The sequence below is a fragment of the Nocardia sp. NPDC057455 genome, assembly GCF_042802775.1.
In the GTDB taxonomy this organism is placed as follows: domain Bacteria; phylum Actinomycetota; class Actinomycetes; order Mycobacteriales; family Mycobacteriaceae; genus Nocardia.
In genome coordinates this window covers 20,345-43,406 of sequence record NZ_JBHVDM010000049.1, presented here as the reverse complement: position 1 = coordinate 43,406, position 23,062 = coordinate 20,345, and the positions used below count along the sequence as shown (strand labels likewise).

The following is a 23,062-nucleotide window of genomic DNA, read 5'->3' as shown; positions in this document are numbered from 1 at the left end:
AACACCCGGCGCGGCAAACTGTTTCGCCCGCGCCGGGTGTTCTCGCGTATCCGGCGGTCGCGCCGCGCGTCGCCGCCGTCGGTCGCGGTCGGTTACGCGTAAGGTCAACCGCCATGAGCAGCAACGATCTTCGCGATGAGGTCGAAGCCCGGCTCGCGCCGTGGCAGCAACAGCTCGGGTCGGACCGCGCCGCCTACACCAATCACGTGCTGCGCGTCCTGACGCTGTGCGACCTCTTGGCCGCCGACCAGCAACCTCGACCGAGCACACGTGAGGAATTCTTGACCGCGGCCGCCTTGCACGACATAGGCATCTGGTCGGCGGGCAGCTTCGACTACCTCGCCCCCTCGTGTGATCAGGCCCGCGCGTGGCTGGCCAGTATCGACCGCGACGACCTGACCGAGCTGGTGGTGTCGATGATCGACCAGCATCACAAGATCCGCCCGGCGGGCCCGCCGCACGATCCGGTCGAGATCTTCCGGCGCGCCGACGCGATCGACGTCGAGCGAGGGTTGCTCGGCCGCTTCGGCATCTCCCGCGGAACATACCGCGACCTGGCGAAGCGCTACCCGAACCACGGTTTCCACCGCAGGCTGGTATCGCTGGCCGCGCGGCGGCTGCGGACCCACCCCACGTCACCACTGCCGATGCTGAAGTGGTGACGCGGGGCGGCGCGGTCAGCCGAGCGTGGTGACTTCCAGGTCACCGTCGGCGTACTGGCTGCGCAGCCGCTTCTTGTCGAACTTGCCCACGCTGGTCTTGGGAACCTCGGCGATGAAGGCCCAGCGTTCCGGCAACTGCCACTTGGCGAACTTGTCGGCCAGGAAGTCGCGCAGGTCCTGAGGTTTCACCTCAGCACCCTCGGCGAGCACGACGGCCACGAGCGGGCGCTCGTCCCACTTCTCGTCCGGCACGCCGATCACCGCGGCCTCGGCCACCGCGGGATGGCCGATCACGGCGTTCTCCAGGTCCACCGACGAGATCCACTCGCCACCGGACTTGATCACGTCCTTGGATCGGTCCACCAGCGTGAGGTAGCCGTCAGGGCTGATCTTTCCGACATCGCCGGTGCGCAGCCAGCCCTCGTCGAACTTCTCCGGATCGACCACCCCGCCGTCCGGCGAATAGTACGAGCCGGTGATCCACGGCCCGCGCACTTCCAACTCGCCCAGCGACACACCGTCGTTGGGCACCACGCCGTCGTCACCGACCAGACGCGCCCGCACACCGGCCGGGAAGCGGCCCTGGGTCACCCGGTATGCCCACTTCTCCTGCTCGGTGACCGCGGTGGCGGGCGGATGCGCCACACTGCCCAGCGGCGAGGTCTCGGTCATGCCCCACGCGTGCAGTACTCGCACGCCGTGCTTGTCCTCGAAGGTGCGCATCATCGACGGCGGCACCGCCGAGCCGCCCACCACCACCGAGCGCAGGTGCGTGATGTCCTGCGGACTCGCCGCCAGCGCCGCCAGTACCCCACCCCAGATCGTCGGCACCGCGGCGGCGAACGACGGCTTCTGCGCGGCCATCATCTCCAGCAGCGGGCCCGGCTGCAAGAACCGGTCCGGCATCAACAGATTCGACCCCGACATCAGCGCCGCGTACGGCAGGCCCCAGGCGTTCGCGTGGAACAGCGGGACGATGGCCAGGATGGTGTCGGTTTCGAACAGGCCCATCCCGTTGTTCGCGGCCACCTGCATGGCATGCAGCCAGTTCGAGCGATGCGAATACACCACACCCTTCGGATCACCGGTGGTGCCTGAGGTGTAGCACATCGCCGCCGCCGAGCGCTCCTCGATCACCGGGAACTCGTAGGTGTCCGGCTGCGCGCCGAGCAACTCGGTGTAGGAGTGCACCTGCACGCCCTCGGGCGCGGTGAGCGTCGCCGCGTCACCGTTGACCACGATGACGTGGCGGACCGTCGTCAGGTGCGGCAGGATCTGACTGAACAGCGGCACCAACGTGCCGTCCACCAGAACCACCTGGTCCTCCGCGTGATTGGCCACGTAGACGACCTGGTCGGGGAACAACCGGATGTTCAGTGCGTGCAGCACCGCGCCCATCGCGGGCACCGCGATATAGGCGACCAGGTGCTCGTTGTTGTTCCACATGAACGTGCCGACCCGATCGCCGACCCCGATGCCCAGCGAGCGCAGCGCGTTCGCCAACCGCCCCGATTCGGCGCCGACCTCACGGTAGGTCATGGTGCGCACGCCGGTACCGGTCCAGGTGGACACAGTCGAATCGCCGGCGAACGTCGATGCGTAGCGCAGCAACGTCGCCAGCGACAACGGCTCGTCCTGCATGGTGCTCAACATCGGCAACTCCTTCTTCTTCGATGACTTCCCCTCAGAAAGCCAAATCGGTACCGGCCGCCATGGCGGTTTGCGACGTGATCTCGGCGAACACCCGACCCAGCGAATCGCTTCTGGATGTGGAATCGGCTCGCCGCCGGTTCGTACGGCGGACGACAGCGCACTCCGCGCTACGTCGCCGGTGAAACCGCGATGGTCGAAGGCAAGGCGGAACCGGCCGAGTACCCGGCCCCCGAGCATCGGGCCGTAGCCGAAGAAGGGTCATCCCCGACGTCGAGTCCGGCTCGATCCCAGACGGCGGGCTCAGCGCTGCGGCGGTGGTGTCCGGCGGCGCCACGGCTCCGCCGTACCGATGCGCAAGCGCCTGCCCGGCCGGTTCGAATCCCTTTCCCCGAGAGGATGATTCGAAGATGTTGCGGGCGGATCGGCGCATGCGGTTCCAGCAGTCCGCGCTCGATGAGCAGGTGCACGACGGATGCCCGACGCCGGTGCGCACGCAGTAGGTGGCGACCGGAGTGGTCGTGGCGGCCGGCACGTGCGGCGCATCGGGGCCGTTGCCGCGCGCGTGACCCAGTGCCCTGTCGACGACGGGGACGGTGCGATCCGCCGCTGCATCGATCTCGACAGCGTCGGATTCTTCCGGAATGCGACTATGTAAGACCGAGTCGAAAAGCTCAGGAAAGGTCGGTACACGCGGCGGCATGGTTCAGCACGCACCGACCATGAGCCACATCACACCGGCGATGCTACCCAACGGTAGGCCGCCTCGGGCAAGGCCGACGGGGATTTCCCAGCCGATCGATCCGAGGGCGCACGCCGTCAGTTCCCGCTGGTCAGCTCGTCGCCGCGCCCCAGTGGGCGGCTGCCCTGACTCCAGCCGACCCCGGCCGCCGCGACACCGGCAGCGAACGTCTCGAGGTCCCGCCGTTCCCGGCGCTACGACTCCGGCGGCCGACACCCCGAGCTCCGGCCACTCCCGGCACCACGACTCCGGGGCGCACGCCCTGGGCTGCAGTTCCCCCGCATCACTCCGGCGGCGGACGCCACAACTTCCAGCTGCCCGCGCCGGCGAACACCCTCGGAGCCCGGCTTCCCCCGGCACGCTCCGGGCTCAGCCCGCTCCGCTCCGGGACCACGGCAGCGCACCCTTCAGGCCCCATAACCCCAGCACAGCGGCGAACGGGCTCTACTTCCGCCCGCCCCCGCACGACTCCGACGGGGGATGCCTACTTTCCAGCCCCTCCCGGCACCGCGACCTCGGAATGCGCCGGATAGGCGTGCACCACGGCCGTGTCCAGCTTGGACACCACGTGGGTGAGGGTGTGCTGTGCCTCGTGCGCGACGCGATGGGCGTCCGCGAGCGTGATCGTCGGGGCGACGTCCAGTTCGACGTCCGCGTGCAGGCGATGGCCGATCCATCGCATCCGCAAACTGCGCACGCCCTGCACGCCGGGCTCGGCGGACAATGCCCGCTCGGCCGCGGTGACCAACTCGGGCTCGACGGCGTCCATCAACCGGCGCAGGACGTCGCGCGCCGCGGTCCGCAGCACCGCGAGAATCGCGACGGTGATGAGCAACCCGACGATCGGGTCGGCCAGCGGGAAACCCAGCGCCACTCCCCCCGCACCGAGCAGAACGGCCAGCGAGGTGAACCCGTCGGTGCGCGCGTGCAGGCCGTCGGCCACGAGTGCCGCCGACCCGATCCGCCGACCCACCCGGATCCGGTACAGCGCCACCGTCTCGTTGCCGAGGAACCCGATCAGACCGGCCGCGGCGACCCAGCCCAAGTGCTCGAGCGGCACCGGATCGAACAGCCTGCGCACCGCCTCGTATCCCGCGATCAGCGCCGACAAGGCGATCATCGCGACGACGAATAGCCCGGCCAAATCCTCCGCCCGACCGAAGCCGTAGGTATAGCGCCTGGTAGCGGCCTTGCGGCCGAGGGCGAACGCGATCCACAGGGGAACCGCGGTCAGCGCGTCGGAGAAGTTGTGCACAGTGTCCGCGGCCAGCGCCACCGAACCGGACGCCGCGACGATCACCAGTTGCAGTGCCGCGGTGCACCCGAGCACGACGAGGCTGATCGCGACCGCCCGGATCCCGACCGCGCTTGCTTCCAGCGCGTCATCGATGCTGTCGGCGGCGTCGTGACTGTGCGGGACGAAGATTTCCCGCAGGACTCCGATCGCACTCGACCGATGGCGGTGATGGTGCCCGTCATGGTGGTGATGGTGCCGGTGGGTCATGACGCACTCGCCTCGTCTCGGCCGGAGAGTTCGCGCACCGCGCCCACACCGCGATGGTGCGCGGGGACGCCGGGCCCCGCATGTTCGGCGTTGTACACCGCGTCCACCACCAACTGCCGGACGTGCTCGTTCTCCAGCCGGTAGAAGATCGTCGTCCCCGAGCGGCGGGTGCTCACCAACCGCGCCATCCGCAGTTTGGCCAGATGCTGCGACACCGAAGGCGCCGGCTTGCCGACTTGCCCGGCCAGATCGTTCACCGATAGTTCGCGGTCGACCAGCGCCCAGAGCACCTGCACGCGCGTCGGATCGGCGAGCATCCGGAACACTTCGACAACCAGTCCGACCTGATCCTCGGCGAGACGCGGCCGCCATTCCTGGTTATCTGCATTCATACGCAGATATTAGAGCAGACCATGGCATGGAACCAGGGCTCCGGGCCGATATGCCGGCGGCACCCCCTGCGTCGCCGCCGACACACCGGTCGATCCCGAATCCCAACAGCTCCTTGTCTTAGTCGAGTGTGGCGTCACTGCGCCAGATGATCGGAGGGATATCACCCGAATGAGACAAACCAATGACGCGGGCGCGCACACCATTTCGTCCCAGAGCCGATGAAACTGCGATGACCAGCACGAATGATCCGATGCGGCGGGAAAATTCACGCGCACCTGTGCACACAGCTGCACGTGCAGCACGGCCGCCCGAGCGTCCCCGCCCCGGCTGCGCCACCGGCGATCGGGACATTCTGCACCGAACCCGGCGCCTTCGCGGAAATCCTGTCCGTACCGTGATCTCCGGCCGTGCCACACCGGTTCATTTCGCGCGACGACGGTTCGCGAATCGCCGCTTCCCCCGCCGAGCCGGTCCTCCCGTTCGACGCCCGGTTAGTGTGAATCACGAGAAACGCACCGAGCGACCGCGGAGTAGACGACATGCCAGTGGACCGAATGCTGCCCACCCCCGAGGCCAGGGACCTGCTGGAGCTGACCCGCGACATCGCCGACAAGGTGCTCGAGCCGCGTGTGGCCGAGTGCGAGAAGACCGGAATCTTCCCCGAGGGCGTCTTCCCCGCGCTGGGCGCCGCCGGACTGCTCAGCCTGCCTTATCCGGAGGAATACGGCGGCGGCGCGCAGCCCTACGAGGTGTACCTCCAGGTGCTCGAGGAACTCGCCGCACGCTGGGCCGCGGTCGCCGTCGCGGTCAGCGTGCACAGCTTGAGCTGTCATCCGCTGTTCGCCTTCGGCACCGAGGAGCAGAAGCAGCGCTGGCTCGCCGGCATGCTTTCCGGCGAGACCATCGGCGCCTACAGCCTGTCCGAGCCGCACGCCGGTTCCGACGCGGCCGCGCTGCGCTGCCGCGCCACCCCGGTCGAGGGCGGCTACCGGATCACCGGCGCCAAAGCCTGGATCACCAACGGTGGCCGCGCCGACTTCTACACCCTGTTCGCCCGCACCGGCGAAGGCTCCCGCGGCATCTCCTGCTTCCTGGTCCCCGGCGACACCGAGGGGCTGAGCTTCGGCAAACCCGAGGAGAAGATGGGCTTGCGCGCCGTGCCCACCACCACCGCCGCCTACGACGACGCGTTCCTGCCCACCGAACGTCGCGTCGGCGCCGAGGGTCAGGGCCTGTCCATCGCTTTCAGCGCCTTGGACTCCGGCCGCCTCGGCATCGCCGCGGTCGCCACCGGCCTGGCGCAGCGCGCCCTCGACGAGGCCGTCACGTACGCCAAAGAGCGCGAGGCGTTCGGCCGCCACATCATCGACCACCAAGGGCTCGGCTTCGTACTCGCCGACATGGCCGCCGCGGTCGACGCCGCCCGCGCCACCTACCTCGACGCCGCCCGCCGCCGGGACGCGGGGCTGCCGTACTCGCGCCAGGCCAGCGTGGCCAAACTCGTCGCCACCGACGCCGCCATGAAGGTCACCACCGACGCGGTCCAGGTTTTCGGCGGCTACGGCTACACCCAGGATTTCCCCGTCGAGCGCTACATGCGCGAGGCCAAGGTGATGCAGATCTTCGAGGGCACCAACCAGATTCAGCGATTGGTCATCGCACGCCAACTCGCGGGCAACTGATGCCGGGGCGCCCGCGCGAATAACGCGCGCACGATCGAGCGGTCCATGTCCCTGCACAGGCTGGGCGACCGAGCGGCCGCTGCACACAGCGGCCACGCGTGGCCGGAAATACCGATTGATTGACCGCGGATGTCTTCGGACCTGCGAATACTGTTGCGTACCCTCGAAACATGACGACGCCGTCCATCATCATCATCGGAGCCGGATTCGGCGGGCTCGGCATGGCGCTGGAGCTGCGGCGGGCCGGGTTGGACACTTTCACCATCCTGGAGCGCGCCACCGACCTCGGCGGTGTCTGGCGAGAGAACACCTACCCCGGCGCGGCCTGCGACGTGCCTTCCCCGCTGTACTCCTGGTCCTACGAGCCGAAATCCGATTGGCCACGGCGTTTCTCCGAACAACGCGACATCCACGAGTACATGCGGGGCGTCGCCGACAAGCACGGCCTGCGGCGTTTCATCCGCTTCGGTACCGAGGTGATCGACGCGGAGTTCGAGGAGCGCACCGGCCAGTGGACCGTCCGCACGGCCGACGGAGCGCAACTGACCGCCGACGTCCTCATCCCGGCGGTCGGCCAGCTCTCGCGTCCCGCTCTGCCGAACATCCCCGGCATCGACACCTTTACCGGCGCCGCCTTCCACTCCGCCGAGTGGGACCACGACGTCGACCTGACCGGCAAGCGCATCGCCTGCATCGGGACCGGGGCCAGCGCGATCCAATACATCCCGCGCATTCAACCGGGTGCTGCCCACCTCACGCTGTTCCAGCGCTCGGCGGCCTGGGTGCTGCCGAAAGCCGACGTCGAGTACAGCGCCCTGCACCACGCGCTGTTCAAGCACTTCCCACCCAGCCGCCTCGCCGAGCGCTTCACCATCTGGTCGGTCTTCGAACTGCTCGCCCTCGGGCTCACCGACATCCCGGCGATCAAGACTCCCGTGATCGCCTTGGCCGACCGCCACCGCGACAAGCAGGTCCCCGACGCCGAGCTGCGCGCGAAACTGACACCCGACTACGCGGCGGGATGCAAGCGCGGACTGTTCTCCAACGAGTACTTCCCGGCGCTCGCGCAGCCGAACGTCACCGTGGAGACCACCGCCATCGAGTCGATCACGCCAACCGGAATCCGCACCGCCGACGGCGTCGAGCACGACGTGGACGTCATCATCTTCGGCACCGGCTTCAAGGGCACCGAGTTCCTGGCGCCGATGAACATCTACGGCCTCGGCGGCCGCAAGCTGGCCGACGTCTGGGGCGACGAAGGCGCCCGCGCCTACCTCGGCCTATCCGTGCCGCAGTTCCCGAACCTGTTCCTGATGTACGGCCCGAACACCAACGTCGGCGCCGGCTCCATCATCTACATGCTCGAATCCCAGGCCCGCTACATCCGCCAGGTCGTGCGCTACCTGACCGACCGCCCCGGCCGCTACCTCGCCGCTCGCCCCACCGCCGAGCAGCATTGGGACGACTGGCTACAGCGCCGCCTGAAGGACACCCCCTGGAACTTCTGCTCCAGCTGGTACCGCAACGCCTCCGGCCGCATCACCAACAACTGGCCCGGCGCCACCGTCCTCTACCGCTGGAAGACCCGCAACTTCGACCCGTCCGACTACAACGAGGCGCAAGCGGCAGCGACAACGCGCTGACCTGGCACACCGAGCCCGACCTCAGCTATTGGTCAGTAAACTGAACTGGTCCGAGGTCCGGCGGAAGAGGTGCCATGTGGTGGCTACTGATCGTGCTAGTGCTGATAGCGCTGATCGCCTTACTGGCATGGCAGACACAGCGGGGCAAACAGCGCGGAGCCACTGAACTCGCCGACGCTCTCGCCGACGCCCGTCAAGTGAACGAACGACTGGGCGGCCAGGTCTACAGCCTCTCCGGCGGCAACGACGCCGCCGTTCAGGCACTCGCCGACGCTTCCGAACGGCATCTCGCGGCAGGCGCACAACTCGACCAGGCCCGCACCCCCACACAGGCACGACTGGCGAAGCAGACCGCCCTGGAGGGGCTCTACTACATCAGGGCCGCGCGGACCGCGATGAACATGGACCCAGGCCCCGCGATCCCTGCCCTCGACGGCCAGGACACCGCCGGGCAAGTCACGGAGAAGCGCGTAGTCGAGTACGAGGGCAGGCGAATCGCGGCCGCACCCGCTCCCTCGGCATCGACGCCGAACTACTACCCCGGTGGCCGAGTGGCAGGGCGGCCGGTACCTGCGGGGTGGTACTCCGAGCCCTGGTGGAAACCCGCGTTGATCGCCGGAGCGTGGGGCCTCGGCTCGACCCTGCTGTTCACGTCCTTGTTCGCCGGAATGTCCGGAGTGGGTTACGGCGGAGACGGCTTCGAGAGCGGCTACGGCGAAGGTTTCCAAGACGGGATGGTCGCGGATGGGGACTATGACGCCGGGGGCGACTACGACGGGGGGTACGACTCGGGCGGCGACTACAGCGGAGGCTTCGACGGAGGCGGAGGCTTCGACGGAGGCGGAGGCTTCGACGGAGGCGGCTTCTGATCTCTCGCGATATCCCCGCGACAGCGATGCGGCTTCCGAACCTCTCACCCGGTAGACTGCGAACGTCCCGGGCGGGCCGAGCCCACCCACGCCTTCGTAGCTCAGGGGATAGAGCACCGCTCTCCTAAAGCGGGTGTCGCAGGTTCGAATCCTGCCGAGGGCACTTACCTGCGACAGTGTTTCCGCAGGCTAAGGCGACTTTTGGCGTCGCAGGTTCGATTCCTCAGAGGCACTATTAGTCGTTCATACGCGATTTCGCGCACACTGAAGACGCACAGGTCAAACGGCTACCCTGGTACAAACCTCTAACAGCACGAGACCAAGAACCGAGTCGTCAGCGCGCTAAATTCAGCACCGGTCGACGTCGCAATGGTCCGCTTGCCATTTCAACAATGCGGCAAGCGCCTTCGCCTGGGCGGCGGCATTGCGTTCTCCTTCCACACCGCCGACATATTAGATGTCGATCGGGGGCAGGCCAGGGTAGATGTCCTGCCAGCGGCAGCGGCGGCAGTGGAAGTGCCAGTACACGTAGCCGGTCAAGAAGCGGTCTAGGTGCGGGCGTTGCTCGTCAGTGGCGAGATCCAGGATTCGGCGGTAGGCGGCCCGGCCGCCGTCGAGGCTCCTGCGGTAGGCGGCGAGGTAAGGAATGTTCTCCTGTACCGAGCGGCGATAGATCCTGCTGACGAGGAAGTCCTCACCATGCACCGCCTCCTTGTAGAAGGACAGGACGTCATTCATGTCGCTGAGAAACGCCTCACCGGAGCTCAGCGCCGCCGACCAGAATGCCCGATTGCGGTGGGCGCTCAAGCAGGGGTCGATGAACTGAAGTGAGGTGAACCAGAACTGGCCGTAGCCGTTGAAAGTGCGGACGAAGTCACTGTCGATCTCGTCGGACGCTTCCGGCGTGAACTCTGCCTCCATGAGGACGCCGGTAATCGCGTTGTAGAAGAAGGTCTTGTAGACGGCTAGGAATGTCGGATCACAGAACCGCGCGACTTCGGTGAACATGTGCTGGATGTATTCGGTGTACGACGATGATGCGGACCGCCCAGCCAGCATGCCGTCCCGCATGATGGCTTCGGCTTCCACGGGATCGTGGCAGCACACATCGTCGACGTTGAGGGTGAATACCCAGAGGCGGTCGAGGGCAAGGGCGAGCGCGTCGTCGGCGACGGGCACCAGCAGGGCGCGCATCTGCGTGAGGTCCCTGGTGGTAGCAGCGGGAACGGTGACGCCAAAGGCCTCGAACTCGGTGGTGAGCATGTTGACGTTGGCGCGGACCTGCGCGAGGTTGATGGGCGGGTCGAAGTCCGCAGTACGGGCGATCATTTCGTCGACCAGGCCGGACGCCAGGACGCTGGCGACCATCGCGCGGTGGCCGGCGTCGGGGACGGCGGCAAGGGCGCGGCGCCCGGAGAAGTGAAGGACGTCAAGGCCGGGCGGTCGAAGGTGCCTGATCGGAGGGCGGCCTGTCGACGGGAGGCGTACCGCGCCGCCCCGTAGCTTGGGCCGGGACCGGTCCGGGGTTCGATTCGCGGTGTGCACGCTCGGGGATGCTGCTTCCGTGAACGCTGCTTCCGTGAACAGGGTCTCGGCATCCTTGCCGGTGAGTGCCTCCGCCGCCGCGACCCCCGAGGCGCAGCCGGATTCGTGGAAGCCGTCGCCATGGTAAGAGCCCGCGAAGGCGAGGACGTGATCGGACAGCGCGGGCAGGCGGCGTTGGGCCGCGGCGGACCGCAGGGTCATGGTCGGGTGGCGGAAGACCTCACGGGCCAGCACACTGGCCGGATTCACCGGAGTGAAGGGGTCGTAGGTCACCCAGTACGTCGTGGACGATGTCTCACCGCGCATTCGATTCATGTTTGCGTGGGCAGTGAGCGGCGGCAGATGTGGGTTAGTACACGACAGTTGGATCGCGACACCGGCGCTGCCTGATCCGGTGGGCAGCATGCTCTCGTCCGTGTGCAGCACCGCCTCGAGCGGCGTGTAGTCGAACGCGTTGAGTACGGACCGTTGCTCGGCGGTGGGTTCGGTGAGCAAGGCGAGCGCCTGCGGGGCGTGCAAGGCCAGCACGGCCTTGTCGAAGTGGTGGATGTTCCCGGCGGCGTCCCGGATGGCGACTCCGTCGCCGGTACGGCTGACCGCGCGTACCGGTGTCGAGGTTTTGATCGAGGTCACGGTAGCGGCGATGCGCTTGATGTAGGCCGCACTACCTTCGGACAGCACGTACCAGGATCGGAATGCCTCGGCACCGCCGAGGAGCCCGTAGCGGTCCAGCACGTTGGTCAGATACCCGATGGGGGTGTACCTGAGGTCCGTCAGGAGCCATACCCGCAACCGGGGGTAGACGAAGTGCTCAGCGAAGTAAGTGGAAAACTCTTCCTTGAGCAGAAACTGCTCGAGGGTGGTGTCCGGCTCGGCGTGAATGGCCTCTCGCAGGTGCGACACGAATCGCTTGGAGTCCTCGACGCATCGGTGCCAGACGTGTTCGCTGACGCCAGGTGGGCGGCACGGGAGGCTGGCCAGCTCCATGGGATCGTCGCTGCGGTGGGCGAATCCACAGTCGGAGCACGACACCTCCGTGGACACGTCCACTGGCTTAGTCGCCACTCCGAGGTCCTTCACTAGCCGGGTGAAGTTCGGGTAGTGGATGGTGCTGGCAATCGCGAACGCCATCTCCGCAGGCCAGCCGGGTTCGGGATGCCGGGTGTCGACGTGACCGCCCAGGCGGGAGTCTGCCTCGAACACGGTGACCTCGAACTTGTTGCGCAGCAAGTAGGCCGCAGTCATACCGGACACACCGGAGCCGATGACCGCAACACTCGGAGCCATCTGTATTCCTTCCATATCGTCGAGCGCGATGGGGTCGCGCGTGAGCGGATATCGGCCCGATCAACGAAACCCACGCCGAACTACAGAGCAGAGGTAGTCACCGTCGCGCGCCTGCCAACAGCTTGCCGTGCGGTGGCGGTGCCGAAACCGTTGGGGCGCACGGGGATCGCCCCAGTGATGTCGGTGATATCCAGTGCCGTCGTGTTGGGCCCAGTCGTGTCAGGCACAGTGCTGAGCCGTTGCGCGATGGACATCAGTTCCGCTGCGGCTTTCGACTCCGGATTCGCCGCGCGTAGACACTTCAGGGCCGCATCGAGTTGGCGCTGCGCTTCCGCACGTGCCCAAGAGTGTCCCCCAGCCTGCTCGATGAGCTCGGCGCAGGTCCGCAGATCGGCATCGTCCAGCGGATCGGCGCGATGGTACAGCTGGGCCAACTGCCTGGCGGCGCTGTTGCCGGTGACCAGGGCGGCCACCACTGGCAGTGACTTCTTGCGGGTACGTAGGTCGGACAGTACGGGCTTGCCGGTGGTGGCCGGATCGCCCCAGATGCCAAGGAGATCGTCGACGAGTTGGAACGCGAGGCCGAGGTGTTCGCCGAACTGGTGTAGCTGCCGGACTCGTTGTGGTGTGGCTCCGGCGGCAATCGCGCCGAGCTCGCACGCGGCGGCGAACAATGAGCTGGTCTTGTTGCCGGCCATCTTGATGCACTCGTCGAGCCGCACGTCAGACCGGCCTTCGAACGCCATGTCGGCGACTTGGCCGTCAACGACCCGCAGCAGTGCCGCATTGAGTCGAGGCACCCCCTCGGTGGCCAGCGTCGGACTGTCGGCGATGAGAGCCTCAGTAGCCAGTGTTACCAGGGCGTCACCGGCGAGGATGGCTGCGGGTATGCCGTAGACCGTCCACGCGGTGGGGCGGTGGCGCCGGGTGCGGTCGGAGTCTATGACGTCGTCATGCAGCAATGAGGAGTTGTGCGCCAGCTCGACCGCGATGGCCGCGTTGGTCGCGCGTTCGGCGGTGCCGCCGACGGCCCGCGCCGCGAGCATCGCCAAAGTGGGCCGCACCGCCTTGCCCGCACCTTCTGCCTGGGGACGGCCCTGTTCGTCCCACCAACCGAAGTGGTAGCCGATGACCTGGCGCGTCGCTGGGTTCATCTGATCCACCGCTGCCTGTAGGCCGGGGGTGATCAGCTCACGGGCGCGCGCGAAGGGGTCCGCATCAGCGGTGGGGGCCATGGGCGCTCCCGAGCTGAACGTTCTCCAGTACGCCCAGGGCGTCCGGCACCAGCACGGCCAGCGAGTAGTAGCAGGTGATCAGGTAGTTGACGATCGCCTTCTCGTCGATGCTCATGAACCGCACGCTCAGGCCGGGCTCGTACTCGTCGACCAGGCCGGTCTTGCGCAGACCGATGACGCCCCGTTCCGCTTCGCCGGTGCGCACCACCATGATCGACGTGGTGCGCCGATCGCTGATCGGGATTTTCCAGCAGGGATAGATGGGCACACCGCGCCATGCGGACAGTCGACCGCCGGGGACGTGGATGGTTTCCGGGGAAACGCCCTGTCGGGTGCACTCGTCGCGGAAGGCGGCAATGGCATCCGGATGGGCGAGAATGAAACTGGGGTTCTTCCAGACGGTGTTAAGCAACTGATCCATGTCGTGCGGAGTGGGCGGGCCGCTACGGGTGTAGATCCGTTGGCTGAAGTCCGCATTGTGCAGCAGGCCGAATTCCTTGTTGTTGACCAGCTCGTACTCCTGACGCTCCCGCACCGCTTCGATGGTCAGTCGCAGTTGCTGCTCGAGCTGGTCGATCGGTTCGTTGTAGAGGTCGGAGACCCGGGTGTGCACTCGAAGGATGGTCTGCGCGATGTTCAGCTCGTATTCGCGTGGCTCGAGTTCATAGTCGACGAATGTGCCTGCGATGGGAATTTCACCGCGATGACCGGACATGACGTCCACACCGGCCTCGCCATGAGCGTTCTGCGATTTTCCTCTGGTCGCTTGATGGCGCTCCAGCTGGTCGCGCAGTGCCTCGGACTGTTCGAGCAGCTCCTGAAAGGCCGACTTTGGCAGTGACATCACCGTGCAGGCTGTGGTGGCCTTGATCGAGTAATTCCAGGCACTCTCGGGGCCGATCAATGCTTCGTTGCCGAAATAGTCACCGTCGGCGATGATTTCCAGGATCGACTCTTCCCCGAACTCGCCTTCGCTGAGTTTGGTGAGCCGTCCGTGTACGAGCAGATGGAGCTGGTCGGCTCGAGTGCCTGCCGCTACCAACACTTCCCCCGGTTCGTATTCATGTTGGGTGAATCTGTCGGCAAGGGCTTGCAACACGTCGGTATCGGCGAAATTCCGCAGCCATGGGAGTTCGGTCAGCTCGGCCGGAATGACCTGTACCGCATTGCCGGTGGCGTGGAAGTTCAGTCGCCCGTCGCCCAGCGTGTAGTTCAGCCGCCGGTTGACCCGGTACGCACCACCCCTGGCCTCCACCCAAGGCAACTGGTCAAGCAGCCAGCGCGGGGTGATGCCCTGCATCTGCGGTACGGACTTGGTCGTCGACGACAGCTTGCGCGCGGCCGCTGTGCTCAGACTGAGCTGCCCGGCGCCGTTGTGCCCGTTGAACTCTGGCACGACTCACCACCATTCACAATAGACAGATATAGACGGGACAGACGGTGTCACAATGACGTGATCTCAGCAAGATCGCCGGTGTGTTGCAGGCGATTCGAGCCGATCCCATTCGGTGTCGGTGAACCGTCCTGGGTTTGGTAGCAATGCCGTTAACTTTGGAGGTTTGCTCAGGTCATGGTGCTGATTCGGTTGGCACGTGAGATCGGCTGTGCAGCAGTTGGTTTCGGACTATGGTGCCGGTTCGCGGCGGAGTTGGAGGCGGCCGGTCGGCTGACTGATCGGATCGGTCTGGGTGTGCTGACGAGGGTTGTGGGTCCGGATCCGGTCGACGAGGTGCTGGTGGCGACCGGGCGGACCGAGAGGCGGCGGCGACTGTTGCCTGGCGATCTGGTCAGCCGGTCGTTCACGCGATCGCGGCCAAATCAGTTGTGGGTCAACGACATTACCGAGCATCACACCCGGGAAGGCAAAGGTGTACTGCGCGGTCGTGCTCGACACGTTCTCCCGCCGGGTCGTCGGCTGGTCGATCGACTCGACCCAGACCGCCGCGCTGGTGACCAACGCGCTGGGAATGGCCATCGCCAACCGTTCACCGCGGGCCGGGACGATCATTCATTCCGACCACGGGGTGCAATTCACGCCCTGGGCCTTCACCGACAGGGCCCGCCTTCTCAAGTGCTATCACCGTTCCAGCGATCTGCGGGTTCAGCAACTCCGGATAGCGTCCAGGAGTTGCAACACGGCATATCCGTCCGAACGTCAAATCGGATAAACACCCACGATGACTAGGCGTTTTCCGGTTGCCCATGTTTTGTGTGCCCTGCCGAGGGCACTTATCTGCGACCTCGTTTCCGCAGGTCAATCGGATTTTTTGATTCGTGTATCGCTACCAGATCGCCAACAGAACCGAAAACGTGCAGGACAAACGGTTGCCCCAGTTTGAGCCCCTAGGAAACACAAAACATGGGCAACCCCGCCGGGATGGCGGTCAGCTCGTGTGCGATAGCCCGCATCGTCTCATCCTGCATGGCTAGGCGCGCCGACTCATTGGAGCCCAGGGCGTCTTAAAGGCCAGTTCGCTGTCGGTGAGCCCAGTCTTTTCTCCACAGGTGCTACCTACTCGCGGAACTATTTGTGGTGGTGTCTTATCGCCGGGTCCGGCGGACTTGGACCCTTTAGGGCGGGGGATACGTCCGCCTGTCCCCGCTGGCGATCAGGGGTCCCGGCCAAGCCAGGACCCCTGGTCACGGCTACTGGAACGAACTCACGTTGTTCACCTGGTTCCCCCGCAAGTCCCCATGGAAGTGGGCCCAGACTGTGCCGGTGGCGCACTCGTACACCTCTGATGCCCAGGAAGCCCACAAGAAGAATACGTGGCTACCGTCATCGAACTGGCCACTGGTGTCACCGGGCGGAATCACGATCACCCTCAGGCGGGACCCATCTCGGCCGTTTGCTACCACGGCGGCGACGGGGCTGTCCGAGTCGTTGTGCAACTTGTACCAGCCGATCGACGCACGTTCAGTCGCCTCCGACGCGGCGGACAAGGGATACTGCTCGACCTCGAGATCTTGCTCAGCTTTGGTCATTTCCTCCTCCTTCGGTTGTGCGCTCGTCACACAAGGAGCCGGTGGCGCGAACCCGCACAGGCACACCCGAGCCCACGCCGAGCTGCCGGTATCACCCCACGATCTGGCTCCACCCGTCCACGAGGTGACGCATCAAGTCGCTGAAGAATCCGTTCACCTGACCTGCCTGCTGGGGCGTGTGCGACATCAGCGATTGAAGGAAGTCGAATTCCTCTGTCAGCAGGTTGAGCTGCAGGTTGGTGACCGCTTCGAATACGGAAACGATCATCGCTTGCCAGTCAGGGTGCTGGCTGCCGAGGCTTTTGAGTGCTGACTTGGTCGAGTCCTGCAGCTGAATGAACTGGGTTTGGGCGCTTTCCATCAGTTGATTGATCAGGTCCTCGAACTGTTCGCCTGAGATGTCACCGGCGAGGACGCGCTGAGCGTACGTGTACGCGGCGTCGCCGGTGTGGCGCAGCTGCTCCAGCATGCCGGTCTCGGCCGGTTGAACGGCGTCTTTGACCTCCTGCGGAATATCCGCCGCTCTGACCTCGGGGATGTAAGTGGAGGACTCCACCGAAACTGTGCCGTCGCCGGCGCTGTGGCGCTGGGCGATGGTGTCGAGCGAAGTGGAGAATTCCTGTGGATCAGTTCTGGTCATTTCCCCTCCAACGAGATCGTGCACTGGCCTTGCAGTCGATGACACGAACCCGGCCAGATCACGCAAGAGTCCCCGGAGCCGTGTCGCGGTGAGCCGGACGAACGGGTCAGTGCACACGGCAGACCCGCCCAGTGGCTCCCCACCTCTACTCGCTCAACCACAGGCTATGAGCACCTCTGGGGGCAGGGATCACCCATTACGGATGAAACCCCGCGAGGATGTCGAGAACCGATCGGTTCCAACATCGCAAGCGGCTGCTACTGGACCAAGCAGCTCGCCGGGACGTCAGTTGAGGTGAACGGTCAGGTCGGTGCTCGTCTCGGAGACGACCTTGACGTGGATGTAGCCACGGGCTGCTTTGTAGCTGCCGGTGCCTCCAGTGATCGCGATGTCGTACTCGGACTTGCTGGGCCTGCCGGGATCTACCGCCATGCGACGGCTAGTTCCGAGAAGAGCAAAACCGAATCAGCTGTGGGTGTTGAGAATCGATCGGTTCTCCGACACCATCCCTCCGGCGGTGTGTCCAGGTGCTCAGGTCAGCCGATCCGCGCACCGGGCGCCTCGGCTCGGCGCGATCGCGGGTGGCTTCATCGGCCGGGGATGTCCGGTCAGGATCCGGTTCAGCTCGACGCGTATCGGGGCTGTGGGGGCTTGCCCGCCCGCGGTGGGTAGTTCGGTGAGGATCCGCCCGGCCAGTTCGCGTAGTCGCACGTTGGTGTGTTGCGAGCAGGACCGCAGCAGCGCGAACGCTTGCCGTTCACCGATCCCGTACACCAGCATCAACATCCCTTTGGCCTGCTCGATCCCCGCGCGGCCGGGCCCTGAAACTGTCGAAGGCCCGCCAGGCGCACCTGCTCGAACTGCACGCCGCCGGCGAGCACACCATCGCCGAACTGGCGGAGCTGTTCGAGGTGTCGCGCCCGACGGTGTACCGAGTCCTCGACCGCGCCGGCATCACGGCAGCCACAGCGGATGCGGCATGACCGCCGCAACCACGTACCCTATCCCGGCCTGAACACCCCCATGGGAAGCGAGCACCACACCGTGTCCATCACCGCTGACAGAACCGCCCTCACCGACCCCGCCCGGCTAGCTGCGGTACGCCGTTACGAGATCCTCGACGCTCCAACCGACGGCCAGTTCGACACCATCGCGGCGACCGCCGCAGCGGTGTGCGGCACCCCGATCGCCACGGTCAGCATCGTCGACGCCGACCGGGTCTGGTTCGCCGCGGCCAAGGGACTGGATGGTGTCGCGCAGGTCGGCACGGAACCGGGACTGTGCGCGTCGGCGTTCTGCGCCGAGGGCCCGTACGTGGTCAACGACGCGGTCACGGATCCGCGTACCCTCGATCATCCGTTGGTACGTGGTGAGCTGGGGCTGCGGTTCTACGCCGCCGCCCCGATCGTCACCGTCGACGGGCACCACCTCGGCACCGTTACCGCAATCGACGCCATGCCTCGGGAGTTGAGCGAGGTGCAGGCAACCGTGCTCGGCTATCTCGCCGACCAGGTCGCGCAGCACCTGGAGCTGCGCCTGGCCACCATCAAGGCGGTACGCGCCGAACGCCAGTTGCGCGAAGATGCCGAGCAACGCGCCGCTGCCGCCGCCGAGCTCGCCGCCCAGATACGAGCCGCGGCTGCCGTACAGGCCACCACGCCGCACCCTGAGCACTGCCAGCTCGGCGGCACCGCCGGCTGCACCGCGCCGGCCGAGCTGAAGATCGCCGATTCGTGGGGCGACTCGGCCTGGGGCTGCACCACCCACGTCGAAGAGGCCATCATCAACGTCCGTTCGGTGTTCATCGCCAACGAGGAACTCGGTGGCCTGGCCGCCTACCTCAACCGCTGACCGTCACCACGAACCAACCTCCCGGCCCCCGTGCGGCACCGGCAACCCGGGTGACCGCCCGCTACGCGCGCACCCGCAGCCACCGGCCTCGTGGTGCACTTGGTGTTTCCCCTGGGCGTCACTGCGTGGCAGCTGAGCGTCTGTTCGATCAGTTCGCGGCTCAGAGCTCGCCGCGCGGTGGCACGCGAGGTTCACCCATCTCGGGGGGAAGTATGTCTCGCTCAGCTGCTCCTGGGCTGGACCGGGCTGGCTCGATCAATTGCTGCGGTTGCTCGAAGGGTGTTGCATGGTGTGCCTGCGCTGCCATGTGATGTGATCGACACGACGACACGGGGCAGCAGATCGGCGGCCGGGCGGCAGCCTGTGCCTGTTGTGCAAGCAGCGAGGGCTGTCTGCGAGGGCTCTTCCGGGAACGAGGGGGCCTTTCGGGTGTGCACACGTCAGGTACAACAAAGTCAGACCCGGTTATAAACCGGGTCTGATTTCGTAACCGGTGGTGCGCTGTACCGGGATTGAGCCGGAACCTCGCTCGAGGCGCGGCCGACGCCGCTGTCGGGGTGAGGTGGTTGGATGCGGAGCCTCCCCCGTCTCTTAGAAGGGCCTGACTGCGGCCTGGCCATTGATGAGGCGTCCGGTCTTCAGGGAAGTATCCATCGGTCGCGGCATAGACGCGACCACTTTCGATGTCGTACCAGCCCGAACCCGGATTGTCGTCGTGTTCACGACGTTGCCCGGCCGGGCGGACCCGGTGATCGTGATCCACCCGTCCGGACCCCGTACCGCTTACACCACATGTGTCTACAGGTCGATGCGGAAGTGGATCGGCTGGGTGGTGCCGCCGATGGAGACGGTGCCCTCGGGGATTGTCGGGGCCTGGACGTCGGCGGTTTAGAAGCATGCCGTCGAGGCGGTGATCTCCGGCGCGGTGATGCTCACCGACCTGTCGGGGCCGACCGTGACCGGCAGAGGGGTGTCGATACCGGTGTCGGGGCAGCGATAGCGGACGATAGTCAAGGTCGGCGTCGATCGCGGGCCGGTTGTCGCCGCTGTAGCCCTCGGTGCCGGTACCCGCCACAGTGGCAATGGCCTCGATAGCGATAGCTGCTGTACTCATGGAAGCCTCCGTCTTCTCGAGTTCCGGATAACGACGGTGCATCGCAAGTGCCGTGAGGGCACCACTCGTGGTGCCCTCGCGCGGAAATACCCCCAACCCCCCGAATATGATGGCGCTAGCTGAGAATCCTCAGTCTCGATAGCTGATTGTCCCCAGGCGGTAGTTGTCCTGTTGGTGTCCGGCGCATTCGATGCTCCGGTTGCTGAGTCTTCGCTCATGATCGTCGCGTTTGTGTTCGCGATGGTCATGGAGGAAGGCTCTGGATGCTGTCGCTGGAGGGCGATGTGGAAGTACACGCGCTTCGTGAGCAGGGGTGGTCGATCTCGGCGATCGCCCGCCACCTGAGCCTGGACCGCAAGACGGTCCGCGCCTATCTCAACGGTGACCGGGTGCCGGGGCAGCGGGCCCGGTCGGTGCCGTTGCTGATCGAACCGTTCGTTGATTACTGCCGGATCCGGTTGGCCGACGACCCGCATCTGTGGGCCTCGACGCTGTTTGACGAGATCGTCGAGCTGGGGTTCACCGGGTCGTATCCGTCGCTGACCACCGCGATCCGGAAGCTGGGACTGCGCCCGCATTGCGAGCCCTGTCACGCGGCCAAGGGCCGCGATGTCGCGATCATCGCTCACCCTGCGGGTGAGGAAACCCAGTGGGACTGGGTCGAGTTACCCGACCCGCCCGCCGAGTGGGGCGTCGGCAGGCACGCGCACCTGCTGGTCGGCGCGCTGGCGCACTCGGGCCGTTGGCGCGGCGTTCTGGCTCCCGCTGAGGATTTCGCGCATCTGGTCGAGGCGCTGGACCAGGTGGTGGTGCGGTTGACGGGGGTGACGCGGCGGTGGCGCTTCGATCGCATGGCAACGGTCTGTTATCCCGAATCAGGCCGAATCACCCCGTCCTTCGCCGGGGTTGCGAAGCATTACGGGGTCGGGGTCGATATCTGCCCACCCCGGCACGGCAACCGCAAGGGCGTGGTCGAGAAGTCCAATCATGCTGCCGCGCAACGATGGTGGCGAACTCTATCCGACGACTCGACCGTCACTGCGGCGCAGGCCTCACTCGATCGGCTCTGTCTTCGGCTCGACGCCCGCAAACGCGTCCGCGACGGCCTGAAGACGACCGTCGGCGAGCTCGCCGACGCCGAATGCCTGCGCCCAGCGCCGGCCGTGACCTATCCGGCCGAGGTCCGCGAACCGCGCAAGGTCACCGCTCAGGGGCTCGTCGGCTGGCGCGGCAACCAGTACTCGGTCCCGCCCGGTCTGGGCGGCACCGTCATGACGGTGGTCCACCGGCTCGGCTCGGAGGCGATCAGCCTGGTCACCGACTCTGGCGCGATCGTCGCGGCGCACCTGCGCGCTCCGGACGGGGCCGGACGAGTCGTCCGCGACGAAGGCCACGTCGTGGCGCTGGAGCGGTCGGTGCTGGCCGCTTTCGACTCGGGCAAGCCCTGCGCCCACAAAACCCGCCGACCGCCTTCGGCGGCCGCGTTGGCCGAGTCCGCGCGGCTGCGCGGCCGCGCGGATGCTACCGATCCCGCCCAGAAAGTGGTGATCGATCTGTCGGTCTATGCGGCCACCGCCGCCCGACTTTCCGTTGCCCCGCAACATGTTCCGATCGAAGAACGCCAGTGAAGGAAGATCATCCGTTGGACAAAACAATTCCCCAGATGAGTGAAGCGCGTCGCTACCAGCAGTTGCGCGCTCATCTGTCCTACCTCAAACTCGGCGACGCCGCCGAGCACCTGCCTCGCATCCTCGACGCAGCCCGATCGGAGAACCTCTCGATCACCGCGGCGCTCGAACGATTGCTCGAGATCGAGGTAAATGCCACCGAATCCCGGCGCCTGACATCCCGGCTGCGGTTCGCCTGCCTGCCCGAACCCTGGACCCTCAACGACTTCGACTTCGCCGCTCAACCCGGCGTCGACGAGAAACTCATCCGCGACCTGGCCAGCCTGCGGTTCCTCGACGACGCCGCCAACGTGTTGTTCGTCGGACCTCCCGGAGTCGGCAAGACCATGCTCGCGGTCGCGCTCGCCCGCGGCGGCGTCGAAGCCGGTCACCGTGTCTACTTCACCACCGCCGCCGAGCTCGCCGCGAAATGCCACAAGGCCGCCCTCGAAGGCCGCTGGCACACCTGCATGCGATTCTTCGCCGGCCCGAAACTGCTCGTCATCGACGAACTCGGCTACCTGCCTCTGCCCGGCGACGGGGCCTCAGCACTGTTCCAGGTGATCAACCAGCGCTATCTGAAATCGAGCACCATCCTCACAACTAACGTCGGAATCGCTGACTGGGCAACCGCTTTCGGAGACGCTACGGTCGCCGCCGCGATGCTGGACCGGCTCCTGCACCGCGCCACAGTCGTCGGAATCGACGGACCCAGCTACCGGCTGCGCCACCACCGCGAAACCGCCGAGAACCTGCGGAAGGCGGTCAACGCCCGTGTCTCCTGACTCCCAGCCACTGCCCCCGCCAACCGCGCGCACCTGCCAGATCTGCTGGGGCGAGTTCATCCCGTCACGTCGAAACAACATCTACTGCTCCAGCCGCTGCAAGAACACCGCAGCCCGCCGCCGCAACAGCCAAACCGACACACCCTTCGAAACGCAGCGCAGCGAACTGGCCACGACACCCCAGCCAGCGGCAACCCGCGACTGCCCTCACTGCGGCGAACCGATCACCATCGTCGCGCTACTCACCACCCCGGAAGCGGCCCGGCCCAGCATCCCCGCAGACAACACCATCGTTCCGCTACACCGCTCCACCTGATAGCCTCAAACCCTGCTCCGCCTGGGGACATTCGGCGAGCAAGTCTGAGGATTCTTCTCAAGCGCCATCACAGCCCTAGATTTGGGGCCGATTGACCAACGCCCGCAGGGCATCGCGATCCCTCAGACGGGATACGTACCCACGATGACCAGGCGTTTTGCAGTTGCCCATGTTTTGCGTGTCCCGCCGAGGGCACCGAATTCGACTGCGTCTCCGCAGGCCAGGGCGGTTTTTGGCGTCCCAGGTTCGATTCCCCGAGGGCACCATTTTTCCGTTCACCTACGCTTTGTGCCCACCGAAACGCACAGGTCAAGCGGTTGTGCTGGTACGAACCTCCAGCAAGCACAAGACCCAAAAACCGGACCGGCAGGACGCCGAGCGCACGATCGGCGTGCTCGCGCGTCGGCGGACCGCCTTCCACGCGGGCGCGAACGACGGCGAGTTCGAACGCAGTAACTGAAACCGAAACCTTCAGTGCGCCAACGGCACTGG

Annotated in this window: 20 protein-coding genes, 1 tRNA gene and 2 pseudogenes; 13 read left to right on the top strand and 10 right to left on the bottom strand. The window is 66.1% G+C overall.

Going from position 1 to position 23,062, the window contains the following annotated elements:
• The first annotated feature begins 113 nt into the window (after positions 1 to 113).
• On the top strand, positions 114 to 662 hold the full coding sequence (locus tag ACFU5M_RS20725) for an HD domain-containing protein (protein WP_379051524.1): 549 nt from the start codon (positions 114 to 116) through the stop codon (positions 660 to 662).
• A 15-nt stretch (positions 663 to 677) separates the two neighbouring features.
• On the opposite strand, the gene ACFU5M_RS20720 is transcribed toward ACFU5M_RS20725, so the two are convergent.
• The 3 genes from ACFU5M_RS20720 to ACFU5M_RS20710 form a co-directional block, all read right to left on the bottom strand.
• A complete protein-coding gene (locus ACFU5M_RS20720) occupies positions 678 to 2,315 on the bottom strand; it encodes a long-chain fatty acid--CoA ligase (RefSeq protein ID WP_379051521.1) in 1,638 nt (545 codons plus the stop codon).
• Between the two features lie 1,223 nt (positions 2,316 to 3,538).
• Positions 3,539 to 4,558, bottom strand: a complete 1,020-nt coding sequence (locus ACFU5M_RS20715; protein WP_379051519.1) for a cation diffusion facilitator family transporter — start codon at positions 4,556 to 4,558, stop codon at positions 3,539 to 3,541.
• The gene (locus ACFU5M_RS20710; protein ID WP_379051516.1) at positions 4,555 to 4,950 is read right to left on the bottom strand and encodes an ArsR/SmtB family transcription factor; all 396 of its coding nucleotides are present in this window, start codon (positions 4,948 to 4,950) and stop codon (positions 4,555 to 4,557) included. Before ACFU5M_RS20710 ends, ACFU5M_RS20715 begins: the two co-directional genes overlap by 4 nt.
• Before the next feature lie 540 nt (positions 4,951 to 5,490).
• Here ACFU5M_RS20710 and ACFU5M_RS20705 point away from each other — a divergent pair.
• From ACFU5M_RS20705 to ACFU5M_RS20690, 4 genes are all read left to right on the top strand, one after another.
• Positions 5,491 to 6,633 (top strand): acyl-CoA dehydrogenase family protein, encoded by a 1,143-nt coding sequence (locus tag ACFU5M_RS20705; protein WP_379051515.1) that lies wholly within the window; start codon positions 5,491 to 5,493, stop codon positions 6,631 to 6,633.
• 170 nt (positions 6,634 to 6,803) lie between these two features.
• Positions 6,804 to 8,276 (top strand): flavin-containing monooxygenase, encoded by a 1,473-nt coding sequence (locus tag ACFU5M_RS20700; protein WP_379051513.1) that lies wholly within the window; start codon positions 6,804 to 6,806, stop codon positions 8,274 to 8,276.
• A 74-nt stretch (positions 8,277 to 8,350) separates the two neighbouring features.
• Positions 8,351 to 9,145, top strand: coding sequence for a DUF1542 domain-containing protein (locus tag ACFU5M_RS20695; RefSeq protein ID WP_379051510.1), 795 nt, complete (start codon positions 8,351 to 8,353; stop codon positions 9,143 to 9,145).
• A gap of 90 nt (positions 9,146 to 9,235) precedes the next feature.
• Positions 9,236 to 9,308, top strand: a tRNA-Arg gene (locus ACFU5M_RS20690).
• A gap of 290 nt (positions 9,309 to 9,598) precedes the next feature.
• Here the strand turns inward: ACFU5M_RS20690 and ACFU5M_RS20685 are convergent.
• The 3 genes from ACFU5M_RS20685 to ACFU5M_RS20675 form a co-directional block, all read right to left on the bottom strand.
• On the bottom strand, positions 9,599 to 11,977 hold the full coding sequence (locus ACFU5M_RS20685; protein ID WP_379051509.1) for an FAD-dependent oxidoreductase: 2,379 nt from the start codon (positions 11,975 to 11,977) through the stop codon (positions 9,599 to 9,601).
• Positions 11,978 to 12,057: 80 nt separating this feature from the next.
• Positions 12,058 to 13,212 carry a polyprenyl synthetase family protein gene (locus ACFU5M_RS20680; RefSeq protein WP_379051505.1) on the bottom strand — a complete coding sequence of 385 codons (1,155 nt, stop codon included), beginning with the start codon at positions 13,210 to 13,212 and terminating at the stop codon, positions 12,058 to 12,060.
• Complete coding sequence (locus ACFU5M_RS20675) at positions 13,196 to 14,608, bottom strand: family 2B encapsulin nanocompartment shell protein (protein ID WP_379051502.1); 1,413 nt, start codon at positions 14,606 to 14,608, stop codon at positions 13,196 to 13,198. Before ACFU5M_RS20675 ends, ACFU5M_RS20680 begins: the two co-directional genes overlap by 17 nt.
• 174 nt (positions 14,609 to 14,782) lie before the next feature.
• Between ACFU5M_RS20675 and ACFU5M_RS20670 the strand changes: the two are divergent.
• Positions 14,783 to 14,950 (top strand): annotated as a pseudogene (locus ACFU5M_RS20670) (hypothetical protein); the annotation flags it as partial.
• A gap of 42 nt (positions 14,951 to 14,992) precedes the next feature.
• Positions 14,993 to 15,275, top strand: a pseudogene (locus ACFU5M_RS20665) (transposase); the annotation flags it as partial.
• A gap of 583 nt (positions 15,276 to 15,858) precedes the next feature.
• Here ACFU5M_RS20665 and ACFU5M_RS20660 read toward each other — a convergent pair.
• From ACFU5M_RS20660 to ACFU5M_RS20645, 4 genes are all read right to left on the bottom strand, one after another.
• On the bottom strand, positions 15,859 to 16,197 hold the full coding sequence (locus tag ACFU5M_RS20660) for a hypothetical protein (protein ID WP_379051499.1): 339 nt from the start codon (positions 16,195 to 16,197) through the stop codon (positions 15,859 to 15,861).
• A 91-nt stretch (positions 16,198 to 16,288) separates the two neighbouring features.
• On the bottom strand, positions 16,289 to 16,837 hold the full coding sequence (locus ACFU5M_RS20655) for a hypothetical protein (protein WP_379051497.1): 549 nt from the start codon (positions 16,835 to 16,837) through the stop codon (positions 16,289 to 16,291).
• 285 nt (positions 16,838 to 17,122) lie between these two features.
• Positions 17,123 to 17,269, bottom strand: a complete 147-nt coding sequence (locus tag ACFU5M_RS20650; RefSeq protein ID WP_379051495.1) for a hypothetical protein — start codon at positions 17,267 to 17,269, stop codon at positions 17,123 to 17,125.
• Between the two features lie 99 nt (positions 17,270 to 17,368).
• Complete coding sequence (locus ACFU5M_RS20645) at positions 17,369 to 17,617, bottom strand: ANTAR domain-containing protein (RefSeq protein WP_379051492.1); 249 nt, start codon at positions 17,615 to 17,617, stop codon at positions 17,369 to 17,371.
• Between the two features lie 41 nt (positions 17,618 to 17,658).
• Here ACFU5M_RS20645 and ACFU5M_RS20640 point away from each other — a divergent pair, with 41 nt between their 5' ends.
• The 6 genes from ACFU5M_RS20640 to ACFU5M_RS20615 all read left to right on the top strand — a co-directional run bounded on the left by ACFU5M_RS20640 (position 17,659) and on the right by ACFU5M_RS20615 (position 23,030).
• The gene (locus ACFU5M_RS20640) at positions 17,659 to 17,820 is read left to right on the top strand and encodes a helix-turn-helix domain-containing protein (RefSeq protein WP_379051541.1); all 162 of its coding nucleotides are present in this window, start codon (positions 17,659 to 17,661) and stop codon (positions 17,818 to 17,820) included.
• A gap of 61 nt (positions 17,821 to 17,881) precedes the next feature.
• Complete coding sequence (locus tag ACFU5M_RS20635) at positions 17,882 to 18,688, top strand: GAF domain-containing protein (protein WP_379051489.1); 807 nt, start codon at positions 17,882 to 17,884, stop codon at positions 18,686 to 18,688.
• Between the two features lie 1,377 nt (positions 18,689 to 20,065).
• Positions 20,066 to 21,430 carry an IS21 family transposase gene (locus ACFU5M_RS20630; protein ID WP_379051487.1) on the top strand — a complete coding sequence of 455 codons (1,365 nt, stop codon included), beginning with the start codon at positions 20,066 to 20,068 and terminating at the stop codon, positions 21,428 to 21,430.
• A 35-nt stretch (positions 21,431 to 21,465) separates the two neighbouring features.
• Positions 21,466 to 22,254: an IS21-like element helper ATPase IstB gene (istB, locus tag ACFU5M_RS20625; protein WP_357046197.1), complete on the top strand. Its 789-nt coding sequence runs from the start codon at positions 21,466 to 21,468 to the stop codon at positions 22,252 to 22,254.
• Positions 22,244 to 22,570, top strand: coding sequence for a hypothetical protein (locus ACFU5M_RS20620; protein WP_379051484.1), 327 nt, complete (start codon positions 22,244 to 22,246; stop codon positions 22,568 to 22,570). The genes istB and ACFU5M_RS20620 overlap by 11 nt, the downstream gene beginning before the upstream one ends.
• Positions 22,571 to 22,889: 319 nt before the next feature.
• Positions 22,890 to 23,030 carry a hypothetical protein gene (locus ACFU5M_RS20615; protein WP_379051482.1) on the top strand — a complete coding sequence of 47 codons (141 nt, stop codon included), beginning with the start codon at positions 22,890 to 22,892 and terminating at the stop codon, positions 23,028 to 23,030.
• Positions 23,031 to 23,062: the final 32 nt, after the last annotated feature.